19 protein-coding genes are annotated in these 24496 nt (G+C 40.5%); 6 read left to right on the top strand and 13 right to left on the bottom strand.

Annotation, left to right across the window (positions count from 1 at the left end):
* Positions 1-143 precede the first annotated feature (143 nt).
* Genes pstB through ACWICE_RS07910 form a run of 4 tightly spaced genes read right to left on the bottom strand, consistent with a single transcriptional unit; the run spans position 144 to position 3482 of the window.
* Positions 144-890, bottom strand: a complete 747-nt coding sequence (pstB, locus tag ACWICE_RS07925; protein WP_454298037.1) for a phosphate ABC transporter ATP-binding protein PstB — start codon at positions 888-890, stop codon at positions 144-146.
* Positions 880-1737 (bottom strand): phosphate ABC transporter permease PstA, encoded by an 858-nt coding sequence (pstA, locus tag ACWICE_RS07920; RefSeq protein WP_185213614.1) that lies wholly within the window; start codon positions 1735-1737, stop codon positions 880-882. Before pstA ends, pstB begins: the two co-directional genes overlap by 11 nt.
* Complete coding sequence (pstC, locus tag ACWICE_RS07915) at positions 1727-2617, bottom strand: phosphate ABC transporter permease subunit PstC (RefSeq protein WP_185213613.1); 891 nt, start codon at positions 2615-2617, stop codon at positions 1727-1729. The genes pstA and pstC overlap by 11 nt, the downstream gene beginning before the upstream one ends.
* Positions 2607-3482 (bottom strand): PstS family phosphate ABC transporter substrate-binding protein, encoded by an 876-nt coding sequence (locus tag ACWICE_RS07910; RefSeq protein WP_185213612.1) that lies wholly within the window; start codon positions 3480-3482, stop codon positions 2607-2609. Before ACWICE_RS07910 ends, pstC begins: the two co-directional genes overlap by 11 nt.
* A gap of 291 nt (positions 3483-3773) precedes the next feature.
* On the opposite strand from ACWICE_RS07910, the gene ACWICE_RS07905 reads away from it, so the two are divergent.
* Complete coding sequence (locus ACWICE_RS07905) at positions 3774-4847, top strand: DUF3667 domain-containing protein (protein ID WP_454298036.1); 1074 nt, start codon at positions 3774-3776, stop codon at positions 4845-4847.
* Between the two features lie 83 nt (positions 4848-4930).
* Here the strand turns inward: ACWICE_RS07905 and ACWICE_RS07900 are convergent, their stop codons facing one another.
* From ACWICE_RS07900 to ACWICE_RS07870, 7 genes are all read right to left on the bottom strand, one after another.
* Positions 4931-6079 (bottom strand): Sb-PDE family phosphodiesterase, encoded by a 1149-nt coding sequence (locus ACWICE_RS07900; RefSeq protein ID WP_454298035.1) that lies wholly within the window; start codon positions 6077-6079, stop codon positions 4931-4933.
* 763 nt (positions 6080-6842) lie between these two features.
* The gene (locus tag ACWICE_RS07895; RefSeq protein WP_185217245.1) at positions 6843-7310 is read right to left on the bottom strand and encodes a DsrE family protein; all 468 of its coding nucleotides are present in this window, start codon (positions 7308-7310) and stop codon (positions 6843-6845) included.
* A gap of 5 nt (positions 7311-7315) precedes the next feature.
* Entirely contained in the window at positions 7316-7891 is a 576-nt protein-coding gene (locus ACWICE_RS07890; protein WP_185213608.1) for a TlpA family protein disulfide reductase, read from the bottom strand.
* A gap of 17 nt (positions 7892-7908) precedes the next feature.
* The gene (locus ACWICE_RS07885; RefSeq protein ID WP_185213607.1) at positions 7909-8997 is read right to left on the bottom strand and encodes an efflux RND transporter periplasmic adaptor subunit; all 1089 of its coding nucleotides are present in this window, start codon (positions 8995-8997) and stop codon (positions 7909-7911) included.
* A gap of 3 nt (positions 8998-9000) precedes the next feature.
* Positions 9001-12156, bottom strand: coding sequence for an efflux RND transporter permease subunit (locus tag ACWICE_RS07880; protein ID WP_185213606.1), 3156 nt, complete (start codon positions 12154-12156; stop codon positions 9001-9003).
* 8 nt (positions 12157-12164) lie between these two features.
* Positions 12165-13520: a TolC family protein gene (locus ACWICE_RS07875; protein WP_185217248.1), complete on the bottom strand. Its 1356-nt coding sequence runs from the start codon at positions 13518-13520 to the stop codon at positions 12165-12167.
* 136 nt (positions 13521-13656) lie between these two features.
* Entirely contained in the window at positions 13657-14058 is a 402-nt protein-coding gene (locus ACWICE_RS07870; RefSeq protein WP_454298034.1) for a hypothetical protein, read from the bottom strand.
* A gap of 105 nt (positions 14059-14163) precedes the next feature.
* Here ACWICE_RS07870 and ACWICE_RS07865 point away from each other — a divergent pair, with 105 nt between their 5' ends.
* The 5 genes from ACWICE_RS07865 to ACWICE_RS07845 all read left to right on the top strand — a co-directional run bounded on the left by ACWICE_RS07865 (position 14164) and on the right by ACWICE_RS07845 (position 22474).
* Positions 14164-15351, top strand: coding sequence for a FecR family protein (locus ACWICE_RS07865; RefSeq protein ID WP_454298033.1), 1188 nt, complete (start codon positions 14164-14166; stop codon positions 15349-15351).
* Positions 15352-15523: 172 nt separating this feature from the next.
* Entirely contained in the window at positions 15524-19015 is a 3492-nt protein-coding gene (locus ACWICE_RS07860) for a TonB-dependent receptor (protein WP_254528290.1), read from the top strand.
* An 8-nt stretch (positions 19016-19023) separates the two neighbouring features.
* Positions 19024-20721, top strand: coding sequence for a RagB/SusD family nutrient uptake outer membrane protein (locus ACWICE_RS07855; protein ID WP_454291045.1), 1698 nt, complete (start codon positions 19024-19026; stop codon positions 20719-20721).
* 17 nt (positions 20722-20738) lie between these two features.
* Entirely contained in the window at positions 20739-21572 is an 834-nt protein-coding gene (locus ACWICE_RS07850; RefSeq protein WP_185213601.1) for a hypothetical protein, read from the top strand.
* 317 nt (positions 21573-21889) lie between these two features.
* Complete coding sequence (locus tag ACWICE_RS07845; RefSeq protein ID WP_454291044.1) at positions 21890-22474, top strand: RNA polymerase sigma factor; 585 nt, start codon at positions 21890-21892, stop codon at positions 22472-22474.
* 3 nt (positions 22475-22477) lie between these two features.
* On the opposite strand, the gene ACWICE_RS07840 is transcribed toward ACWICE_RS07845, so the two are convergent.
* Together ACWICE_RS07840 and ACWICE_RS07835 are read right to left on the bottom strand one after the other, a co-directional pair.
* Positions 22478-23104: a Crp/Fnr family transcriptional regulator gene (locus ACWICE_RS07840; protein WP_185217252.1), complete on the bottom strand. Its 627-nt coding sequence runs from the start codon at positions 23102-23104 to the stop codon at positions 22478-22480.
* An 11-nt stretch (positions 23105-23115) separates the two neighbouring features.
* Positions 23116-24495, bottom strand: coding sequence for an MBL fold metallo-hydrolase (locus ACWICE_RS07835; RefSeq protein ID WP_454291043.1), 1380 nt, complete (start codon positions 24493-24495; stop codon positions 23116-23118).
* Between the last annotated feature and the right edge of the window lies 1 nt (position 24496).

The following is a 24496-nucleotide window of genomic DNA, read 5'->3' as shown; positions in this document are numbered from 1 at the left end:
AATGTTTTTAGCATCATATTAATAAGGATTTGAAGATGAGGGAGGTATCCTAAAATAAGAGAACCTTGGTTTACCGAAGTAATCTCAAGGTTCTCACAAGGATAATATAATATATAAACGGAACGGAAAAATATCTCTTTTGATTAGCCAAACTGGCCAGTAATGTATTTTGCGGTAACTTCGTTCAGCGGATTTCCAAATATTTGCTGGGTCAAGCCCTCTTCTTTTACCTCTCCTAAGTACATAAAGACCGTTTTATCAGCAATACGCTGCGCCTGTTGCATATTATGGGTAACAATAACGATCGTGTATTTCTCTTTCAGGTGCATGATCAGCTCTTCGATTTTCAAGGTACTCACAGGATCCAGAGCCGAACAGGGCTCATCCATCAAAATAACTTCAGGTCTTAGGGCAACCGCACGTGCTATACATAAACGCTGTTGCTGACCACCAGATAAACGGGTAGCAGGCATTTTCAAATCGTTCTTTACCTCTTCCCATAGGAATGCCTCACGCAAAGCCTTTTCAATGATAGCCTTATCATGTGGCAAATTGTTGATCTTTAAGCCATAAGCGATATTCTCATAGATACTCTTCGGAAATGGATTGGCTTTTTGGAAAACCATGCCAATTCGCTTTCTGATTTCCGTAACAGGAACGGATTTGGAATAAAGATCGAGATCCTCCAACTTCAAGGAGCCTGTTATTTTGGCATCTGCTGAAAGGTCATGCATTCTATTGAAAGAACGCAACAAAGTACTCTTTCCGCATCCTGAGGGTCCAATCAAGGCTGTAATTTCATTTTCTGCAAACTCCACGTTCACATTATTCAGCACATGCTTGGTACCGAAACTGATGTTTAGATTTTCTGCGGATAACTTAGTTTTCATTTTTTCTGTACTTATAACGAATATAAAATGCGGTCAGGTTTAGTAAGAACACAACAATGATTAATACGAGAGCCGTACCATAAGCGATCGGACGGACTTCATCGATGGATTGATGCTGTGTTGACAACATATATAAGTGATATGGCAAGGCCATAAATTCTTGATTGATAAATGCACTGGTACCATTGATGTAAAATGCGGCACCTGTAAATAGTATGGGAGCTGTTTCTCCGGCTGCCCGTGACAATGTCAGTACCACACCTGTCAAAATCCCTGACATGGCTGATGGAATGATCACATCTTTAATGGTCTCAAATTTTGTTGCTCCAACCGCTAACGCTGCTTCTCGGGTTGAATTCGGGATTCGCATCAGTGCTTCCTCTGTTGTGGTAATGATATACGGTAAGGACAGGAGCCCTAAGGTTAAGCCGGCAGCAATTAATGATGTTCCAAAATGCATGGCCTGTACAAATAATGCCAATCCAAAAAGGCCATAGATTATGGAAGGTACCCCAGAAAGGTTACGGATGGAAGCACGAATGGTCCTGGTCAACCAGCTATCCTCTGCATATTCTTGGAGATAGATTGCACAGGCAACGCCAAATGGAATGGAAAACAATGCCGTAATCAAAGTAAGCAAAACGGTTCCAATGATAGGCGTCAGGATCCCTCCTTTGGTCATTCCATCGGACGGAACTTTAGAAACAAATTCCCAAGACAGTTGACTAGAACCTTTGGAAACAATTTCCCAAATCACAACCACCAGAAAAAAACACACCAATAAGGTACTGGTCAATAAAGTACCCCACTCAATGATACTTGATAATCTATGTGTTCTACGCTGCATGATATTTTCTGAATCGGTTAATAAAATACTCGCCCAACATATTTGCCGCTAATGTCATGATGAACAATACGGTTGCAATGGCATATAGTGCGAAATAATGTGTTGTTTGATATGGAACTTCCCCCATTTCAATAGCGATGGTCGCTGTCATGGTTTTTACGGAGTCAAACATACTGGTCGGTAAGATGGATGCATTTCCGGTCGCCATCAATACGGTCATGGTTTCACCGATTGCACGGCCAACCCCTAGCATCACCGCAGCAATAATCCCCGGCGCCGCTGCTGGAATCACAACTTTACAAAGTGTTTGCCATTTAGTCGCCCCTACTCCATAACTTGCTTCCTTATATGTCTTTGGAACAGCATGGATGGCATCTTCAGCGACCGTAATGATGGTTGGCAAAGCCATTACAGCCAACAATATGGCGCCATTCAAGGCATTTAAGCCATTTGAAAGATCAGCTAAGCTCGCAATCCCTGGGCTTACCACCACAATACCTAAGAAACCGATCACCACGGAAGGAATTGCAGCAAGCATTTCAATCGCCGGTTTCAAAAAATTCTTCAACCTCGGACTGGCATATTCTGCAATAAATGCAGCTGTTCCAATCCCTAAGGGAATAGCGATCAACATCGCCCCGAAGGTGACGATCGTGGTACTAATGATTAATGGAAGCATCCCATATTTGGGATTCTTTCCGGTAGGGTTCCACTCCATCCCTGTAATAAAATCCAAGGGTCTGACATCCAAGAAAAATGAAAAGGAATTGTAAATCAACATGGCTAATATTCCGCCCAGTAAAGCCAGTACCAAAAATCCTGTGGCCTTGAAAACGAATTTGAAAAAAACGTCCAAGGATAATCTTGCTCTATATTTCATTTTTTTGATTTTCTAAGATATAATAACCATGGTCTTCAATTAATATTCTTCCCGCAGGGCTGCGTTCGAAATTGATAAATGGGCGAACCTTTTCCCAAGATTTTGCCAGGATAAATTGGTACAGCGGTCTTTGGAAGAAGTATGTACCATTATTGATCGCATCCTGATCCAATGGTGAAATTGAATGGCTGGTTTTATCCTTTTTGATCTTTAGTATTTTTATGCCTTGCGCTTCTTGCGGATCTGGAGAAACATAACCAGCTCCTACATAACCAATCCCAGTCTTATCCGCCTTGACGCCCTCGATAATCTGGGCATTCCCAGTCATCTCCTTTGCCGTGTTGGCAAATTCAATCTTCAGTTTCTTTTTTACAAAGGAATGCGTACCAGAGCTGCTCTGACGACCATAAATGTTGACCGGAGAATTGATTGCATTAACCTCCGACCAATTTTTAATGCTTCCATCCATAATTTTCGCCAAGGTTTCTACATCAATGGAATCAATTGGCAAATCCTTATGAACAATAAAGGCTGTTGCATCCTCGGCAAAAACAACCGTTTTGATATCGATGTTCTTATCTTGGAATTGCTGAACCTCCTCCTCGGAAAGTGGCCTCGAGGAATTGGCAATGTCTGCCTGTCCATTCATCAAAGAAGTGATCCCTAATCCCGATCCACCACCAGAAATGGCAATGCTGAAAGTCGGGTCCAACTTGGTGAATTTCTCAGCCAAATTGACCGCCAAATTTACTTCCGTATCAGACCCCTTCATCTTGATGGAATTGGAATTATTACTACATGAATAGAAAAACGTAGTACCTAACAAAGTTAGGATTGGAAAAAAGCGAATTATACTATTTCTCATCCCCACAAAAATGAAGATTAAGAATTAACAAATTATTAAGCCAATATTAACGAATATGCATATTGATGTTTTTGTGTAAAGGAATTGTAAAATATACATTAAGACATGGCTTCAGTACGCAGTGTAATGTTAAATATTTATTCAATTACTTTCTATTTTTTATTAATTAGAAAAATTAAACAAGAACCCTAGCGTTCAAACAAGGCCTACATGGTTAATATTTTTTGTCGGATTAAAGCCTTAGTTTTTTAATAATATTTAATATTTTGCATTAAAATACTAACCAAATTAATGAGCCACGGAAAACTACGTGAAGAAAAAAACTGCTTAAACTGCGGTCACTTCGTCGAGGAAAGGTTCTGCCCCCATTGCGGACAGGAAAACACGGAAAACAGACAGCCTTTTCATTATCTCTTTACCCACTTTTTTGAAGACTTCACCCACTATGATGGTCAGTTCTGGAAAACTATGAAGTATCTTTTGTTCTTTCCAGGAAAGCTGACCAAAATCTACCTTTCCGGTAAAAGGCAAGGATATGTGCCCCCTGTCAAACTGTATATCTTCATTTCCTTTGTAACCTTCTTTATTGCGTCTTTCGTAGGCACTAACAATCATGCTGACAATTCAGGAAATGTTTCCCTGGATTCCTTGCAAAAGGAAATCCTACGGAAGGAACTAAATCAGGATCTTTTGGCCAATGGAAGCATTGGGGTTTTAGATTCTGCGGAATTAAATTCAAAAATAGACCAAGTATTTAATCTGGATAGCTTACAGCATGAAGTGGATGCCGATTTAAGCAACACAAAGCTGTTCAGTTTTAATTCCTTAGCTGAGTACGACTCCATTTCCAAAGTAAATCCTTCCATAATCAGAAAGATTTTCAGGCCTTATGTGAATAAATATTTTGAACTGAAGGACCATCAGGTTCCATTGAATGATATAGTACAGAGCTTTGTGACTGTTTTTATGCATACCTTCCCGAAAGCCTTATTCTTCTACCTGCCAATATTTGCAATGATCCTGTACCTCTTCCATGACAAGAAAAAATGGTGGTATTACGACCATGGCGTATTTACCCTACATTATTTTTCTTTCTTGCTCATGATCGCTACCTTATTCCTGATCATGAACCTGATTGAACCGAGCCTTCACGCCTATGCCTGGTTCAACCATCTTTCCACATGGATTTACGGCATTGCCATGATATATGCAGGCCTGTATTTCTTTATCGCACATCACCGTTTCTATGCGACTAGGAAAAGAAGGAGTATTCTGATAGGAATATTAGTATTCATTGTCAATTCATTTGCTTTTTCAATCCTATTGATGATCTTGGTAAGCATTTCTCTGCTGCTGATCCATTAATCCAAAATACGATCTTTAACAAAAACCGCCCACAGAATTTCTGGGGCGGTTTTTTAATATTAACTTGTTGGTTGTATGCTTATTTATTTAAGATTGACTTCAAACTGCAAATGTTTGTCACTTCTGATATAAGTGGAAATAATTTCATAGGACAGTCTGGATTGGCCATCTTCGGCAGTCAAGATTTGAGTGGATTCTGGATAAAGGACCAATCGCTTTGTTCCCTTTCCTTCTTTTAGTTCCAATTCAAAGTATAGGTCACTATTGTTCTTGATTTCATAATATCTGGTCTTCACTTTTGTTTTGCCATTGATTTTTTCATGATAGGATGCTGAGACCGAAACACAGGCATTCACTAATTCCCTAACATGTTCTTCCTTTCCAAAAAGATAGTTACTTGACCAAACTACGGTACGCCCTGCTTCCAAAGCTTCACGTATTCCAACTGCTGAACGGTCTTTTGACATGACCAATGTCATAGTTCTATGAACCCCTGGTTTTTCCATATCATAATCATGGGCAATCAGGTTATGGATATCTGTATTTCCAATAATGGTCAGATTTCGGTCCAATGCCCAGTCCAACGCTTTTTTATGGAATCCAAGTCCATTAACCACTTCGATGCCATGTAGCTTTTTCTCTTGGTACATCTTTTCCACAAAATCGATCCATTCATAAGAGCCAGGTATGTTATTTACCTGCCAACCAGGATGGTTCCAGAAGATAAAGGCTTTCTGGGCATAAACCTTATCTATCGCTTCTTGGTCCAGGCTTGCATTATTATCGGAAACTAAGATATTGGCATCTTGAATAAATAGCGCATTGAAATGGCCTGGAGGAGTTTGACGGGTAATTTCAGTACCTTTCACCAAAAGGATATTGTTTTCTTTTGCTAGTTCTACGGCTAAATCATGGGAACGGTTATGGTCTACCTTCACATCCGCACTGTTCGGGTTATATTCCATGTGTTCGGTATATGAAATAGCGTCCAATCCTTCACGCCAAGCTTCCTGAACACGGACATTAGGCCAAACATGACCATCGGTAAAGACCGTATGCATATGAAAATCACATTTCAAAACCTGGAAACCATTGACATTGGGAATATTTAAGTTCTTGCGTTTGACTGGATATGCAAACTCCGATAATTCCATAATGCCGTTATCAGTTTGGCCTTGTGTAACAACTACTGAAAGAAGCAATGCTCCCAAAAGAGTAGATTTGATTTTCATAGTTTAATCAGCTTAAGTTATGGTCACGAAAATAGCAAAGCTTTATTAAGTGAATATTAACATTGTGTTGTCGATTAATTAAGAAAATAAAAGTGTTTTACATTTTTTTCTATCACTTTTTTAAGGAAATTTGAATGACCCGAACTGCATTTCGTTTGAGAATTCTTGTTGGGTTTTGGATGGACCTTATTCGAGACACATTCCGAATTTTCCGAATATGTCTCGAATGAGACCAAAAGAATGTTCGAAAAACATCCATCATAATTTGTAGAATTTTAGTGGGATTAAAGGGATGGATTGGTTGAACCAGGATTAAAAGGATAAGAGGATAGACCAAGAACTGGTAAGGAACCAGGATGAAAAGGATGAGAGGGTGAAACAAGATTAAAGCACCAAAAGAAAATTTCTTTAGCACACTGCTATTCTGAACGATCAGTGAGGAATCTATTTACTGTTTTTGAAGATCATGTCATCCTGCACCTTCGGTACAGGAACTGTTAGCTATATTGAACCAGGATGAAAGGGATGAAAGGATAGACCAAGATCTGGGAAACAATGGCGTACAGTTCTTCAATCTTCGATTGAAGATGACAAGCTGTTTGGGAGGACCACCGTACAGATTCCTCACTATTCGTTCAGAATTGGAAGTTAGCTAGTATTCTTTTAGAAGTGTAAATCTTGGTCTATCCTCCAATCCTTTCCTTCCTGATTCAAAAAAAGCAACCCAGAAAGGGTTGCTTTTTTTTATTATCTGCTATGATCCTTAAGGCTTGATCACTGTCCAGCCCTCATTATTTAAGATCACGAGTTCTCCATTGCCACTTGGGGTGTATCCAATAAAGTCAAAGAGTTCGTCCTTTTTATACCCTCTTTCTTCAAGAGAATTCAGGCATTGAACCACCCGTACTCCTTTTTCAATAAGTCCCAAAAGCTGTTCTTCGTATTGATTGTCTTTGCGCATCACTTCCGTACCTCCGGAAAAGGTCACCAGTTCGACTTCCAGTTTGCCACTTAAACGTGGATCTTTGAGAAGGTTATTGATGTTCCTGAACGCTTTCTTTACGATATCAGGATTATCGGTATCCAATTGATACACGGCTTTATATTGCTCTTTTTGAGTATCCGCACCTGTATATTGTTGATTTTTTGCGATCAGTTCTTCACGTGATTGCGCGAAGGCATCATCTGCATGTAATCCAGCGAGTAGCACCATAATTATTATGTATTTCATTGATATTATCTTTCGTTTTCTTTTGTAAGGTCGATTAATCCTTGTTTAAGTTTCTCGGACTTGAAATCCATCATACCGACCTGCTTGCCGATAATGTCTCCATTTTTGGCTAGGATTACAGTCATTGGAATGGAATTGGACATTAACTCCTCTGGGAGTTCCGACCCAACGGTGTACAAGGGTAAGGTATATTTGTTCTTGGCCATAAATTTGGCCGCCTTATCAATATCCTGATCCACTTCAATGGCCATAAAGACGATATCCTTTTCAGATTTCAATTCCTCATGCAATTTTTGCAGGGAAGGCATTTCTGCAATGCATGGCGGACACCATGTTGCCCAGAAGTTCATGACAACAACCTTTCCCTTAAGATCGCTCAATGCAACAGTTTCACCGTTGATATTGGTAAAACTTGCTTTCAGGTCATTTTGTTTGCCGACCATTTTCGCTTCTTGGACTTCTTCTGTGTTATCAACTTGAACCGTTGAATCAGCAGAACCTTCCTTTTTAGTCCCGGAACTACATCCAACTGCCAATAGAGCCAACATAGAGATTCCCAAAATCATTTGCTTCGTTTTCATATTTAAATTTGCTTAGATTATTTTATTATTTGAACTATTTGTCCAGAATTAATTTCTTCTGAACCCTTTTCAATGATCTGATCTGTTGGTTTTAGATCACCAAACACTTCCATCATCTTATCTTGAGCTTGACCTAAAACCACAGGAACGCGTTCTACCTTGTTTCCATCAGCAAGTTTAAGGACAAATATTCCTGACTGGGAATTCACCACAGAAGATTGGGGTACAAATACCGTAGGTCTTTTTCGCTTAAGGTTTAATTGGACATCCGTATAATCACCGCCATTCAAGGCCCTGCTCTTATTCGGCACATCAAATTCTAAGGCCAAGGATCTAGAAACTGGGTCTATTACCAAGGCGTTCCTTTTCAACTGGGCCGTAAAAACCGTATCAGGTTTGCTCAGCACCTTGAATCTAGCCACGGTACTGTCTGAGATAGATTGCGCATGTAATTCAGGCACGACCACCTTTAACTTTAAATTATTGTTATCTACCAATTTAAAGAATGGCATTCCCGTATCGCCCATCAATGCACCTACGGAAAAGTTCCTTTGGGTAATCACACCGGAGAATGGAGCCCTTACGACCAAATACTCACGCATTTGGTTTGATTTCTTGTAAGAGAAGTTACTCTCTTCCAATGCGGCGCTATCCCTCAACATCGAACCATAGGCTTGCTCGTATTCAAGGTCTGAAACAGCGCCTGAACTTTGGTTCTTTACCTTTTTCAAGCGATCGAACCGGCTTTTGCTGACTTCGAAATTTGCACTCAATTGCTGGGATTTAGCTCGGTCCGCTGTGGATTGGATATCCATTTCAGGAGCTTCCAAAACCGCAAGGATCTGACCTTTGCTCACTTGATCGCCCACATCAACATTGATCTTTCGGACAAAGCCTTTGATCTTTGCAAAGACATCCACCGATTCATAGGGATGCAATTCAGCTGGCAACTTCAAGCTGTACGAAGGTTGTTGTTCGATGGGTTGGGTAACCTTAACCGAAACCGTATTATTGGATGGACCCTCCTTTTTAGTATCTGCCTCTTTGCTGTTTGCCTGGCAACCAGCTAATAATAAGACAAGTCCGAATATGCTAAGTTTTTTCATGGTTTATTTCTCTAAATAAAATTTACTGTTTGAATCATCAGGATCCAATGAAGGTGATCCATAAGATGCTTTGTTCATGATAAGACTGAAAATCAATGGAATAATCAATAAGATAGTTAAGGTAGAGCTAAGCAGCCCACCAATAACAGCTTGACCTAATGGAGCAACCTGTTCACCACCATCTCCCATTCCCAATGCCATTGGCGTCATTCCCGCAAGCATGGCCAGGGCGGTCATCAGAATAGGACGGAACCTAGATTTGGCAGCTAATAATGCAGATCGAGAAGCTGTTAGATTCAGTTTCTTTCTATACCATTCTGCTTGATTGATCAACAAGACCGCATTGGAAACCGACACACCGATGGACATAATGATACCCATATAGGATTGTAGGTTCAAGGTACTTCCAGAGATCCAGATCATAATGGAAGACCCGGCAATCACTGCAGGAACTACAGAAAGGATAACCAGACTTACACGAACAGATTGGTAATAAGCCGACATCATAAAGAAGATGACGACAATGGCAATGGATAGTCCTGAAAGTAATCCAGCCAAGGTGTCCTCCAATAAAGTTAGGTTACCTTCTTTCCAGATTCGGGTACCGCGTGGAGCCTCTCCTACCTTTTCCAAGGATTCATTGACCGCTTTGTTGGCAGCACCAAGGTCTTTTTCATGGATGTCTGCAATAATGCTCACATACCTATTTGGTCCTCTACGGTTTACCTGTGCGGGAACCTCATTGGCGGTAATAGTTGCAATATCTTCCAATAAAGGCGTTGATGAGCCAGCTTTAACCGGAATAGACCTCAAATCTTGAAGCGTCTGGATCATATTTTCAGGTACCTGAACCTGCACTTGGAAAACCAAACCTGATTTAGGATCCACCCATAGGTTCTTATCCGTAAATCGGGTCGATGAAGTTGTTGCAGCCAAGTTTCGGGAAACTTCCTGAACCGTTAGACCAAATTCCGCTAACCTTCTGCGATCAATCTTGATATCAATGGTTGGATAATGTAAGGGTTCGGCTAGCTGCACATCCTTTAAGAAAGGATAGTTTGCCAATTCCTTTTTAATTTTTTCGGCAAAAGCTTCGGCGTTCTTCAATTGCGCAGAGCTTACTTTCACCTCCACCGGAGTCATGGACCCCTGTCCAATAATTTTTTCCATCAGTTCGATCGGTTCGAAATTTATCCTTGCTTCTGGATATTTCTCCTTGACATGGTTCCGAACAAACTCCTTGAACTGATCTGTTTTCATCCCTAATTTCTTCTTGTCCAAGGAGAATTGCATGACAGCCTCTCCAGTTGAACTCGTAAACAAGAAAATAGGGTTGATTGGATTTGCTGATGGATGCATACCGACAAAAGAAGATGAAATCTTCAGACTGTTTTCAGGCAACTCGGCAACTATACTTTTGGTCATCGATTTTACCGCCTCTTCCGTACGCTCCAATCTGGTACCATCTGGCATGCGCAGCCTGACTTGAAAGTCACCGCCTTCTGATTTGGGCATGATATCCGTACCTAAGATATTCACGGCTCCAAAAACTAACAACAGAGCTACCGCAACATATAGAACGGAAATCAATTTTGATTTCGCAAAATACGAGCGCAATCTATATACGTATTTCACCCCTACTTTGTCCACAAAAGAACGTTTATATTTCCCAGCATGATGCTTCTTGGTCTTCATGATCCAATTGGCCATGATGGGCACGAAGGTTTGGGAAGATATAAAAGAAGCGATCATGGCAAAGGCTACGGCCATGGACAATGGCATAAACATATCTCGCGGTATCCCTTCCATCATAAATGCTGGGGTCAGTACTGCCAAAATACTGAGTAGGATCAGCAATTTTGGAGCTGATATTTCTAACAGAGCATCCAGAATGGCCCGTGATTTTTTCTTCCCTAGCTCCATGTGCTGATGGATATTCTCAATGGTCACCGTGGCCTCGTCGACGAGAATACCGATAGAAAGTGCCAATCCCGAAAGGGTCATGATATTGATACTCTGCCCCATCATATGCAGGGTAATCACAGCAGTAATAATGGCAATCGGAATCGTCAGGATTACAATAAGGGCACCCCTTGGATCTCGAAGGAAGAGAAATACCATCAAGCCCGTCAATAAGGCTCCCAAAGCACCTTCAAAAATCAAATTGGAAAGTGACCGGGAGATATAAACAGATTGGTCGAAGGCATAGGTAATCTTCACCCCTTCAGGAAGAAGGCTTTCCAACATGGGCAAAGCTTTCTTCAGGTTATCTACCGCATCTAAAGTGGATGCATCGGGCTTTTTGATAATCGGTAGGTATACCGATCGTTTTCCATTGATGATGGCATAACCTACGGTTTGATCCGCCGCATCCATGACGGTTGCCACGTCTCCGATCAATATGGTTCGTCCATTCAAAGATTTAATAGGCGTCTGTAAAAACTCATCCACTCCATTGGAAATAGAATTAATAGGCGCCATCAGGTTCTTATCGCCGATCCGTACATTTCCTGCGGGTGAAGGCATGGAGTTTTTAGTGACAGCAAGGGTCACTTCCTCTGGACTCAAGCCATGGGCTTTCATCTTCTGGGGATCAATATTGACCACCAAGCTTCGCATATTACCACCGAAAGGTGCAGGAGCCGTTATCCCCGGGATATTCACGAACATTGGCCGTACTTTCGTAACTGCCATGGTCTGAAGTTCGGTGACCGAATGTTGATCTGAGTCGAATACCAATTGACCAACCGGCAGTGAACTACCATCGAAGCGTACAACCATGGGAGGTACCGCTCCGGAAGGCAGGAAACCCATTGCCCTAGAAACCTGCATACTGATTTCTGCAGATGCCTGGGACATATCCGTTCCGGGATAGAAGGTCAATTTCATTAAGGAAAGACCCTGTACACTTTTGAAATCCAGCTCTTTGACACCGTTTACAAAGAGTAGTACTTTCTGGAATTCATTGGCCATAAAGCCATCCATATAGGCCGGTGAAAGTCCACCGTAAGGCATGGCAATGTACATGGCTGGAGATTCGATCTCCGGAAATATATCGACTTTAATCTTTTTGATAACCGGCCATGAAAAATAGGCAATCGCGAAGATGACCATGATGATGGCGATCGGTTTTCTTAAAGCAAAACGTATTAAATTCATAGTATTCTTTAAAAGTGAGTAAACAACTGACTGAAATCCGCTTGTTGATAGCTTTTATTGACCATCAGGTTCCAGTAATTCAAATAAGCCGTCAGGTTCTGTCTTTCTGTCTGAAGCAGGATTTCCTGAACTTGCAAGAGCTCCGAAAGGTTTATTAATCCACCTTCATAGCGTGCCTTATAGAGCTGATAGGCATCTTCTGCCTGTTGTCTACTGATATTTGATTCTTCAATGCCCTCAGCAGCCGCTGATATTTCGGCATTCAGCTGATTGAGGTTGCTGCTTATTTCATTCTGTAGCAGTTCCTGTTCATATAGATTGTTCTGAAGTTTTATGTTGAATTGCTTCTTATCCGATTTGGATCTAAACATATCCTGAAGATTCCAGGTTACACCAACACCTACAAAATAATTATTGGCAAAATCATTATAGATTTCACTGTAGTTGGCATTCACATATCCATTGGCTGTAATACCTGAGCTCCTATTGGCCAATCCTCCCAATAACATCACTCGAGGAAAAAGTTCTTTTCCCTGTTTTTTTTCCAAGAGGGTCAATGATTCCTCTTCTTTCTTTTTCATCATCAGCAATGGATGTTCAACCGCATTGGTTTGTTGACTCCCTATTACCTGTAAAAAAGCTTCCGGACTGGAATTTCCGACACTTACTACCTCTTCGTTGGTAAATTCTTTCAACAAGATCTTGGCGCCATTTAATTTCCCTTGGATTTGAAGCAAGTTACTTTCTACATTCTTTAGCGATGAGGTAGCCAATAAGGTATCTGCTCCAGGAACAATTCCTGCACGCGCAAGGCCTTTGGTAATCTCCAAAATAGACTGATAGCGTTCGCTATGTTTTTTGTACCAATCATCCATTACCTGGAAAAACAGGAATTCGATATAGCGTCTGCTCAACTTTTGTTGGACGTTGTAAGAGAAATCCTGTTCTTTCAGTTTGGAATAGTCAACCTTGGTACTGGATATGTCCTTGTCAAGCGCTTTTCTTCCGAAGTTGATCAAATCCCAGTTCATACTACCGGAAAGGAAATGATTAAAGGTGGCGGAAGCTCCATCCAATTGATTAGGACCGGAAATATTCATAATTCCGGGTAGCGGAAGAAAAGCACCTGAAGTCCCTTCTACGGAGCTAAACCCTTGTTGGAATTGCGCTTGAACTTGCGGTTTGTATTTTATCTGTTGGGCAATACTATCCTGTTTTGCCAATAGGATCTGTTGTTTCTGAACTTCAAATCCTTTGTAATAATTCCTTGTTTTGTCCCAGAGATCTTGCAGGTTTTGGGCATGGCTATCCATGGCAAAAAACATCCCCAGCAGGATCAATAGGCTATTTAATTTTAAACCCATATTAAATATTAAAATTTGAATTGATTGAATGGCTTGGCCATGCCACTGCACAGAAAATTTAGGAAAGGACAAGACAGTCCATTTCCAGGCCAACATACATTTGTCAGAATGACAAACAGATGTCAGGATAGCAATTCTATAAGTTTAATCGACGGAATTGAAGGAATAGGTCATTGGAATTTGTCTTTTGGGAATTCCAATGGTAGTTTTTTACTTCTTTCCTAGGCAGGAAAGAAAAAAGGATTAAGGCAAGGCTAAACAAAGCAAATACAGCGGGCTGTACTTGAAAATCTTTAACCACGAGATCATGAGCTTTGATTTGCTCATTCGCAACGCTACAATCTACCGTTTCGTAGTCAATCCAAGAATCAGGCTTTGCTGATTTGTTGCTTCTGGTTTCAGTTTTGGTATCCTGATACAGATTTTGCTTGATTGATGCCTTAATCGGACAGGAGGTTAATACAAACAGCAATACTATCCCTAATACCTTAGCGATAAGGGGGAATTGCTGATTGAACCCGATTGTTGTGTTAAGCATAGGTGCAAAGTTATGGCTTCTGGGAGGAAATAAAAAATATTTTAAAAAAGTTACTAAGGTTTGACCTAGATGTTCGTTTTAGCTCCAACGACCATTATAAACAAAATGAAAACTTCCAGAGAAGTAGCTGCATTAATCAAAAAATACATTGAGGGGAATATCAGTTCGCTTGAGAGTGTCCGATTAGACCAATGGATAAAGGAAAAGCCAGAACATGAAGCATTCTTCAAAAAACTATTGACCGATGATGAATTGTTTGAGGATGCTTTGGTATGGGTAAACCTAAACCAATCAGACCATGCAGAATGGCTGGAAGACATGAAGTCCGATACCTTACAAAAAATCAGGAATGCCGAAGCAAAACCTATCCGTTATAAGAAACGGACCTGGTTGTATTATGCTGCCGCCATTGTCCTGATGCTGGGAATAGGATATTCTTTTTATCATTATCGTACGCCTGATTTTACAGAAATCGATGCAGAACTATCGTCCGTATTACCAGGTTCCAATAAAGCAGAATTAAAGTTATCTGATGGAAGGACGATAAACCTACGAAGTGACAAAGATGGGATAGTAATAGACCAGGATTTGGAATATTCTGATGGCACCCCACTCCTTGCTGTAGATAAAAAAGACCTCAGCAAGATCATGGCGACGATCAATGTTCCTAAAGGAGGTAAATATCAGATTGTATTGCCAGATGGCAGCAAGGTATGGTTAAACTCCATGTCCAAATTGGAATATCCTTTGGCATTTGAGCCAAATCGAAGGACGGTAAAACTTGAAGGTGAAGGTTATTTTGAAGTTGCGAAGCTGAACAAGAACAACAAAAGAGTCCCCTTTGAGATAATCAGTAGTGCGCAGACCATTGAAGTAACGGGAACACAATTCAATGTTTCGGCATACCCAGATGAGGCCCAAACCATTTCTACCTTGGTAGAAGGTTCCATCAATATCCATTCCGCCTCTGGCAAAGTAAGCCTGACGCCCAATCAACAAGCGATCAATACAGCAAGTGGTCTAAGCAAAAGAACGGTGGATGTTGAGAGCTTTATTGCCTGGAAGAACAATAAATTCATGTTCTATGAAACGGAGTTGAGGGATGTGATGAAAGGCTTGAGCCGCTGGTATGACATACAGGTGGAGTACCAAGGAAATATCCCTGCTACCTATTTCTATGGAGAAATCGGTCGGGACAAAAACTTGGCTGAGGTCATTCGCTTGATTGAGAAGAGTGGCGTGAAATTCAAATTGAAACAAAAAGGAAGTACTTATAAACTAATCATCATTTAATAAACTAAACAAATTATGAAAAGAAACCATTACACAATTCCCATTTAGGGTGATCATCATAAAAAACCGAACATGGTCTCTCACACCAATGTTCGGCTATAAATGAGGATCTCAAGAATACAGTAAACTGATAGTAAACCTTAATCATTTAAAATCCTAATTGTACAAAAATATGATTTTTATACAACAATTTGATTATGGCAGTAGGTCTGCCATACCTAAATTAAAACACTGGGTATTGACCATGAAATTAACCTTTTTATTGACTGTCCTAAGTGTAGTTCAAGTATATGCGAGCAGCTATGCACAGCATGTCAGCATAAAAGCAAAGAACTCACCATTGGTTCAAGTAATGCAATCCATTCAGAAACAGAGTGGCATTCCATTTTTCTTGAACGGCAAAGACATTGCAAATACCAAGATCAATGCAGACATCAAGGATGAAAAACTTGAAACGGCCTTGACCAATCTATTTACCGGGAAACCTATTTCCTGGGAATTGGTTGATGGCACGATCATCCTACGTCGATCAGAAAATCCAACCTTAGGAAACCAAGTTTCTACGGCAGAAAACAGATCCGCCCAACAGAGACGCATCAGCGGAAAGGTAAGCGATGAGTCTGGAAATGCTATTCAAGGTGCCTCCGTAGTCGTAAAAGGCAGCAACAACGGCACATCGACGGATGCAAACGGAAACTTCTCCTTAGAGGTTAATGGTAACAATATAACCTTGATCGTGAGCTACATAGGTTTCTTGAAATCAGAAGTTAGTATTGGCAATCAACAGAACATCAATATCATCCTAAAAGAAGAATTAGGTGACTTAGATGAGATTGTGGTTGTTGGATATGGTACCCAAAAGAAGAAATTGACTACAGGAGCAACCATTGAGGTAAAAGGAGAAGATCTTGAGAAATTAAGCACCCCAAGTATCTTGGAGGCCCTACAAAGTCAATCTCCGGGCGTGCAGATTACCCAAAGTTCAGGGATGCCGGGTGAAAGCTTCAAAGTAACGATCCGCGGTCTAGGAACCATTGGTAACTCAAGCCCTTTATATGTCATTGACGGAATTGCCGGTGGAGACATCAATATGCTGAACCCTTCGGATATTGAGCGTATCGACGTATTAAAAGACGCTGCCTCTGCAGCCATTTATGGAGCAAGAGCTGCAAATGGGGTTGTTTTGGTCACTACCAAGCAAGGTAAGGATGGAAAAATGTCCTTGCATATTGATAACTATTTAGGTTTCCAAAATGCCTATAAACTGCCTTCCCTATTAACAGCAAAAGAATATATGACGATCCAAGATGAACGTCGCTTTAATGAGGGTGGAGCTCCTTATGACTGGGCAAACCTTATTCCTAAACAATATCAACAAATTCAAGATGGAACCTGGAATGGCACCAACTGGATGAAAGAGATCCATAATGACAATGCTATTTTACAGAATACATCCTTAAACCTCATGGGAGGAAATGAACAGTCAAAATTCTCTATGGGATATTCCATAACCAATCGTGAAGGGATCATTGGAAAACCAGTTCAACCTGATTTCCAAAGACATACCGTTCGGATTAATTCAGACCATATCCTATTGAAAAATGATGAATTCAATATCATCAAAATTGGAGAGAACATTAATTACGGTTACAACAACCGCTCAGGAATCGGTATTGGTAACATCTATTGGAATGACGTTCATAACATGCTAGTAGGCAATCCATTATTGCCTGCATTCAATGAAAATGGGGGATATTATGATCAACCGAGCAAAGTAGCAGATAAATGGGCATTGGATGGAGCTATTTCCAACCCTATGGCGGAGATGGTCTTCCGTAGAGGTCAGAATAAAGCAAAAAGCCATAGCTTATTTGCCAATGCCTATATAGAGGTCCAGCCTATCAAGAACCTGATATTCAAGTCAAATTTTGGATATAGAATGAGTGCATCGACCTACAGGCAATATACGGATGTTTATAACCTATCTACCACGGTTCAAAATGCGGTAGATGACATCAGTCAGAACCAATCTGTAGGATATAATTGGGTTTTAGAAAACACTTTAAGCTACCATTTTGAACCGATTACAGGTCATCAATTTGATGTTGTAGCCGGTCAATCCATGGAGAAAAGTGGTATTGGGGAAGACCTAAGTGTATCGACCTCTAACTCCTCATTCCCTGGCCAATGGGATAAAGCATGGGTCAGCAATGGACAAGGATACGATGGATTTATTCCAACTGTGAATGGTGTTCATTGGCCAATGGGTTCCATTGCCTCTGTTTTTGGACGTATCAACTACAACTACAATGAGACCTATATGGCTACTTTAACCCTAAGAGCGGATGGTTCATCTAATTTCGCTCCTGGAAAGCGTTGGGGATATTTCCCATCGGCATCTGTGGGTTGGGTAGTGAGCAATGAAGATTTCCTAAAAGGAAATGAAAGCATCAATTTCTTCAAATTGAGAGCAAGCTGGGGACAAAATGGTAATGCAAGCATTTCACCGTTTCAATACTTGGCTACCATTGCCATTAACAATAAAAACGGCTATTACTTTGGCAATAACATGAATACGCTTCTTCGCGGAGCATATCCAGATATTCTTCCTAATCCAGATGTGAGTTGGGAAACTTCCGAACAGATCAACGTAGGTTTAGATTCCAGGTTTGTAGACAACAAATTATCGGTAGTCTTCGATTGGTATAAAAAATCAACGGTGGATTGGTTAGTTCAAGCTCCGGTACTAGCGATCTATGGAACCTCTGCCCCATTTATCAATGGTGGTGACATCGTTAACAAAGGATTTGAACTTGGATTGAACTGGTCAGATAGAAATGATAATTTCAATTATAGCATCGGATTGAATGGTGCCTATAACAAAAATGAAGTTGTTCGTATCGCCAATTCAGAAGGAATTATCCACGGTGAAGAAAATGTACTGAGTCAAGGAACAAAAGAGATGTACCGTGCTCAAGTCGGTTTTCCAATAGGCTATTTCTATGGATTCAAGACTGATGGTATCTTCCAAAACCAAGATCAGATTGATGCATGGCGTGCTGCTGGAAAAGGCGTATTACCTACCGCACAACCTGGCGATGTGGCTTTTGTTGATGCAAACATGGACGGTGCAATTACTGATGAGGATAAAATGATGATCGGTAACCCACATCCTGACTTTAGTGGTGGTATGAACATCAGCTTGGGTTACAAGGGATTTGATTTGGGCATTACTGCTCATGGTTCATTTGGACATCAGATTGCAAAATCTTACCGTTCATTTGCTGACAGTCCATTACAGAACTATACGACTGAGATTTTTGAAAGATGGCATGGAGAAGGAACCTCCAACAAATTACCACGCTTAACCAGTGGTAGCCATACCAATAACCAATATATTTCTGATATCTATATCGAAGATGCCGATTTTGTGAAGATCCAAAACATTACTGTAGGCTATGATTTCTCCAAATTATGGAATAAATCACCATTCAGCCAGATCCGTTTATATGGAACGGTTCAGAACCTGTATACATTTACCAAATACAGCGGAATGGATCCAGAAATTGGTTATGGATATGATAAATCATGGGTTACTGGAATTGATTTAGGATTCTATCCACAGCCTAGAACTATAATGTTTGGTTTAAACCTTAAATTTTAATTGCAATCATGAAAAAGACGATATTATTATTGATGGCTGTAGGATTTCTTAGTTCTTGTGAAAAGTTTCTAGATTCTGAGAGTTACGATAAGAAAAATACAGCGAATTTTCCGGTCAATGTATCGGACGCAAACTCCATGCTTACAGGCATTTACTCCAGTTTAAGTGCAGCAATTTCGAATGTAGCGAATACACATTTCTATATGGCTGAACTGGCTTCAGACGACCGTTTTGGCGGTGGTGGTGAGAATGACCGCGATATGCAAGGTTTAGATCATCTGATGAATACCCAGCCCGACCGTTTCTTGACGTTTTGGACTGCAAGATACCAAGGGATCTTCAGGGCCAATACGGCATTGGAAACATTGGATCAGGTTCAAGGTTGGACCAACGAAGGACAGAAGAATCAAGTTCTTGGTGAGGTTCATTTTTTAAGGGCCTTATATTATTTCGAACTCTCCCAAATGTTTGGTGAGGTTCCTTTGGTAACCAGTACTCAAGTTACCAATATCCCTAAAAACCCAGCAGCAGAGACTTATGCATTGATTGCTGAGGATTTGAAGACCGCGATCAGCTTGATGCCAGCAACGCCCTATAATTCAATCCCTTCGGGTCATGCGACCAAATGGGCAGCAGAAGCATTGATGGCTAGAGTTTTCCTTTTTTACACTGGATATTATAAAAAAGCAGATCTTCCTTTAGCATCTGGTGGATCGGTAACCAAAGCACAGGTCATTCAATGGTTAGATGATTGTATCAAAAACAGCGGTCATGACCTGGTAAGTGATTTCAGGAATCTGTGGCCGTATTCCAATGAGTTCACCAAGTTGGACTATAAATACGCAAAGGATAACAACCTTAAGTATGAAGGCGAAGGCCATAAGGAAACTGTATTTGCAGTGAAATTCGGCACCTTGGTTGATTGGGGAGATCAGTACAATTTGGGTTATTCCAATCAATACAACTTACACTTTGGATTGCGTTCTAACAACGGTTTAGCTGGAACATTCCCATTTGGCCAAGGCTGGGGAGCAGGACCAGTGAACAGCAACCTATGGAACGAATGGAAACAGGCCGAACCAACTGATGTAAGACGTGAAGGTTCCATCATCAATGCGACAGCTGATGTGGACTCCTATATCTTTGGGGCCGACAACCAAATGGAAGAAACGGGTTTTTGGCAGAAGAAATACATATCCATTACAGCCTATGACAAGGAAAGCGGCGCACTACTCCCATCCTATGCTATCTTGGCCAATGCCGCACAATCTGAAATGCAACTTGCGCATACCCAGGACCTGGCATTAATCAGGTTTGCAGATGTATTGCTAATGCATGCTGAGTTGACGGAGACCGCAACTAACCTAAACCGAGTAAGAGCGAGGGCAAAATTGACACCAGTTGCTTATTCATTGGCTGCCCTAAAAAAAGAACGTCGTTGGGAGCTATCATTTGAAGGCTTACGCTATTTTGATTTGATGCGTTGGAATGATGCTAGTACTGCCTTGGCAAAACAAGAAGGTGTGGACATCAAAAACAAAGGGATCGATACGAAAATGAAGGGATTTGGCGGTGGATATAAGGCGCGTTTTGATGCTACGGGCGGTTTTTGGCCAATTCCAAGTTCGCAGATTGCGCTTTCAGAAGGCGTATTGGTTCAAAATAAAGGTTGGGGAGATTCAAGCAATGAGTTCCCAGGTTGGTAATCAATAAACTTAAACAAATGAGAAATTTAATCAATATCATCATATTTTCGATTTCATTTGCCTTGTTATTGGGTTGTGAACCTATAGAAGATCGAATGGAATTGGGTTCGGCCATTGCAGCTGAGCAACTGGATATCTCTGCCACTGTTCTGACCGTAAATGGTAAAAAGAGCAATAAGGTAGTAGTCAACAACAATAGTCCGGTCCTATCCTCCTGGGATTATGGAACCGGCGTAACACAAAAGAAAACGGATACAGTTCTTCTAGTTTCTACCGGAGAAAATGAAATCATCTTTACAGGTCTAAACCCTGATGGCAGTAAGATCAGTAAGTCCCTGAAAGTCACTGTTGATGAGTTGTCATTTGCTGTTCCTTTGGAATGGGGAATGCTAACCGATGGTAAGGACAAGACTTGGGTATGGGATACGACCAAACCTGCAGTTTGGGGAAATGGAGGTTATATGGGCAGCAATGGTCCAGCATGGTGGACCTTGAAAGAGGCCGATATAGATGGTCAGGCTCCTGGAGAGGGAAAAGGCGCAAAAATGATCTTTTCCCTTCGTGGAGCGAAATTGACCAAAGTAAAATCTACAGGGCAACAAGAAGTGGGAAGTTTTTCTTTTGACATGGGCAAGAAAGTAACCTTGGACGATGGAACCGTTTGGGCCAAAGGAAAATTAACCACCAAAGGGGTGACTGTCCTTTGTGGTAAATCCCCAAATGAGGGAAATGCACCTGTCTATGAATATGACATCTTGATCATTAATGATTCAGAAATTGTATTAAGCTATCCTGAACCTGGCGTAGGTGCATGGGGAACTGCATGGTTCTGGAACTTTAAAGCTATTTAAAGACAAAAGACAATAGACATAAGACAGTAGACGACAGACTTGAGAATTTTGGGTTGTCTAAAATTGAAAATGAGTAAGTTTTGTTAGAGTCATTATATTATAATTGAGGAATCGAGGTCTGCGGAAGCAGATCTCGATTTTTTATCCTAAAACCTCAGTGATTCCCGTTACTGTTTATGGATAGTTTTTGTAAATAATTTAAAATAGGCTAATTTCTTTCTATTTTATTGCTTAAAAAATTGCTTTAAACTTTTTTATTTGTCAAATTAACATTAAATTTATATTGACCATTTTAATATTGCCTATCAAATCACAACATGAATAATTTTGACAAGGAAGTCAATGGCTTACAGCAGGGTAAAGAATCTTCTTTATGCTACTTCATGGATCAATACAGCCATGCCTTGCACTTCTATGCCTTCAAAATTATCAAGGACAGGGACATTGCTAGAGAGATTGTTTCTGAGGCATTTTTTAAGTTATGGGAAAAGAAGGAGAACTTTCATGCCGAGGAAAGCATTAAATCCTTCCTCTACCTTGTTACAAGGAACGAATGTTTGGACCATTTGAAATTGAAAAGAAATCAACTTCAGCATGATGAAGAATGGTTGATTGACTTAGAATCAGGTGAGGAAAGCATCCTGAGCAAGATCATCTATACCGAGTTGATTGAATTGATTGTAAAAGAGATTGAGAAATTACCGAAACAGCAGGGAAAAATAATTCAGTTATCGGTATTGGAGGGTAAGGAAACGGCAGAGATCTGTGAGGAATTAGGGACAACTGCCAGTAATGTTTATTTTTCAAGATCTAAGGCAATCTCTACGTTGAAAAAGGTATTCAAACATAAAAACATTTCCTATTATCACTTGTCCCTATTATTATTCTTAATAGAGCGCTAGCTTTTATACTAACACCCTTATTTCATTCCGAAGTAACACGATCTTATCTTCATTTTCCAGCTTCTTAAGGATCCTTGAGACCACCACACGTGAAGTATTTAGGTCTAAAGCTATATCCTGGTGAGTAACTGTTAGAATTCTATCTTCAGTAAGTTTTACTTTCTCTTTTAGATAGTTCATGATGCGATCTTCCATTTTAGAAAATGCCAGGTTATCGATAGCACCAAGCATTTCATTCATTCTGGAGGAGTAACTATTGAGGATAAAGCTTCTCCAAGAACTATATTTGACAAGCCATTCATTGAGGTATTGATTAGGGATCATGGCTACCGCTGTTTCCATTTCAGCTTGAGCCCTGATTTCACTTTTTTTGTTACCTAAACAACAGGCAATCGACATGGTGCAAGTTTCACCCTTTGCTAAATAATAAAGTAACAGCTCCCCTTCCTTTTCATCCTCCCTCATGATCTTAATCGCACCTGTCAACAGCAATGGCATGGAACGGATATATTGACCGATATCAATGATAATATCACCAGACTGAAAGGTCTTTAAAGTAGCAACCGCCTCAATTTCTTCAATTAAGGCGGGTTCTAATATTCCGGTATAAGCGTTTTCTATTAGACTCATACTCAAATATACTATTTTGTTGTTTCTTTACCTTGGTTTTTCCAGTCAATAAAACTACCGGCGTAATTATAAACTTGATCGAAACCATTTTTTTCTAGGTAAGAAGCTGCAATAGTAGCTCTGTCTCCAGATTGACATTGAATAATGATCTTTTTATCTTTGATATCTGTAGGCAATTTCTTTCTAAAAGAGCCCACAAAACGATGTTCTGCTCCAGGGATATGTTCAGCTTTGAATTCAGAGGAACCGCGTACGTCCAGTAATACCGTGTCGGCATTATCTTTCATCGCTTCAACCGTATCCGCATCGACAAGCTTGGTTTTTTCCAGTTCTGCTGTTTCCAAGTCAGTCACAAAACCTTTGATGTTATCTAAACCGATTCGCATCAATTTTCTTGTAATCTCTTCTTGGTTGCCTTCGTCAGCTATCATGACCATGTTTTCATCATAGTCAATCATCCATCCGGCCCAATTTGCCAAGGAATTATTGTTTTGAATATTGATGGAGTCCTTTAAGTGTCCTTTTGCAAATTCGGTTTTATGGCGAGTATCGATTAAGGTGATATCTTCCATTTTTTCAACTTCTTCTACCGATAAGGTAGGATGCTCAGGAACTTCAACCAACAGAGGTCTGTCTACCTTGTTCAATTTCTTCATCATGGCAAAGTAAACAGGGGCTTCAGGTTGGTCACTCAATAGGTAGTTCTTAAATCCTTCGTAGTCATCTCCGAATTGGAAAGCCCAGTTTCTGATTTTTTCATAGCCCACAGTACTGCTGGGAACCGCACCTAAGGCTTTACCACAAGCTGATCCGGCACCATGGCCTGGCCATACTTGCACGTAATCAGGTAAAGCAGCAAACTTTTTCAATGATTCAAACATTTGCTGGGCGCCAATTTCCTTGGTACCAACCAGACCAGCAGCTTCCTCCAACAGGTCAGGTCTACCGATATCACCTACGAAGACGAAGTCTCCGGTAAAAATCATTACAGGCTCTTCGGAAGCAGGATGATCCCTTAACAAAAAGCTGATGCTTTCAGGTGTATGACCTGGGGTATGCATAACCTCTAAACTTAGGTTACCCACTTTGATGACATCGCCTTCTTTCAGCCCTTCATGAGGGAATTCATATTGCCAATTCTCACCACCTTCATCAGAAAGATATAATTTAGCACCGGTTACTTCTGCCAGTTCGCGAGAACCAGCAAGGAAATCAGCATGAATATGTGTTTCAGCAATGTGCGTAATCTTCATGTTATTTTGCTTTGCAATTTCCAAATAGGTATCTATATCCCTTTTTGCATCAATTACAATTGCTTCATTTTTAGCTTGGCAGCCAATAAAAAAACTGGCTTGAGCTAAGGTTTTATCATAAACTTGTTGAAAAAACATA

The organism is Sphingobacterium sp. NPDC055346, assembly GCF_053645235.1.
Note: the sequence above shows the minus strand (reverse complement) of the source record. Positions and strands in the feature narration are given on the sequence as shown.

Excerpts from the sequence above, each read along its gene's own strand:
- ACWICE_RS07900 (WP_454298035.1), bottom strand. The coding sequence starts at position 6,079 with ATGAAAATCAAATCTACTCTTTTGGGAGCATTGCTTCTTTCAGTAGTT.
- ACWICE_RS07910 (WP_185213612.1), bottom strand. The coding sequence starts at position 3,482 with ATGAGAAATAGTATAATTCGCTTTTTTCCAATCCTAACTTTGTTAGGT.
- ACWICE_RS07835 (WP_454291043.1), bottom strand. The coding sequence starts at position 24,495 with ATGTTTTTTCAACAAGTTTATGATAAAACCTTAGCTCAAGCCAGTTTT.
- ACWICE_RS07885 (WP_185213607.1), bottom strand. The coding sequence starts at position 8,997 with ATGAAAAAACTTAGCATATTCGGACTTGTCTTATTATTAGCTGGTTGC.
- ACWICE_RS07880 (WP_185213606.1), bottom strand. The coding sequence starts at position 12,156 with ATGAATTTAATACGTTTTGCTTTAAGAAAACCGATCGCCATCATCATG.
- pstA (WP_185213614.1), bottom strand. The coding sequence starts at position 1,737 with ATGCAGCGTAGAACACATAGATTATCAAGTATCATTGAGTGGGGTACT.
- ACWICE_RS07850 (WP_185213601.1), top strand. The coding sequence starts at position 20,739 with ATGAGAAATTTAATCAATATCATCATATTTTCGATTTCATTTGCCTTG.
- ACWICE_RS07860 (WP_254528290.1), top strand. The coding sequence starts at position 15,524 with ATGATTTTTATACAACAATTTGATTATGGCAGTAGGTCTGCCATACCT.
- ACWICE_RS07865 (WP_454298033.1), top strand. The coding sequence starts at position 14,164 with ATGAAAACTTCCAGAGAAGTAGCTGCATTAATCAAAAAATACATTGAG.
- ACWICE_RS07845 (WP_454291044.1), top strand. The coding sequence starts at position 21,890 with ATGAATAATTTTGACAAGGAAGTCAATGGCTTACAGCAGGGTAAAGAA.
- ACWICE_RS07855 (WP_454291045.1), top strand. The coding sequence starts at position 19,024 with ATGAAAAAGACGATATTATTATTGATGGCTGTAGGATTTCTTAGTTCT.
- pstC (WP_185213613.1), bottom strand. The coding sequence starts at position 2,617 with ATGAAATATAGAGCAAGATTATCCTTGGACGTTTTTTTCAAATTCGTT.
- ACWICE_RS07840 (WP_185217252.1), bottom strand. The coding sequence starts at position 23,104 with ATGAGTCTAATAGAAAACGCTTATACCGGAATATTAGAACCCGCCTTA.
- ACWICE_RS07890 (WP_185213608.1), bottom strand. The coding sequence starts at position 7,891 with ATGAAAACGAAGCAAATGATTTTGGGAATCTCTATGTTGGCTCTATTG.
- ACWICE_RS07875 (WP_185217248.1), bottom strand. The coding sequence starts at position 13,520 with ATGGGTTTAAAATTAAATAGCCTATTGATCCTGCTGGGGATGTTTTTT.
- ACWICE_RS07905 (WP_454298036.1), top strand. The coding sequence starts at position 3,774 with ATGAGCCACGGAAAACTACGTGAAGAAAAAAACTGCTTAAACTGCGGT.
- pstB (WP_454298037.1), bottom strand. The coding sequence starts at position 890 with ATGAAAACTAAGTTATCCGCAGAAAATCTAAACATCAGTTTCGGTACC.
- ACWICE_RS07895 (WP_185217245.1), bottom strand. The coding sequence starts at position 7,310 with ATGAAATACATAATAATTATGGTGCTACTCGCTGGATTACATGCAGAT.
- ACWICE_RS07870 (WP_454298034.1), bottom strand. The coding sequence starts at position 14,058 with ATGCTTAACACAACAATCGGGTTCAATCAGCAATTCCCCCTTATCGCT.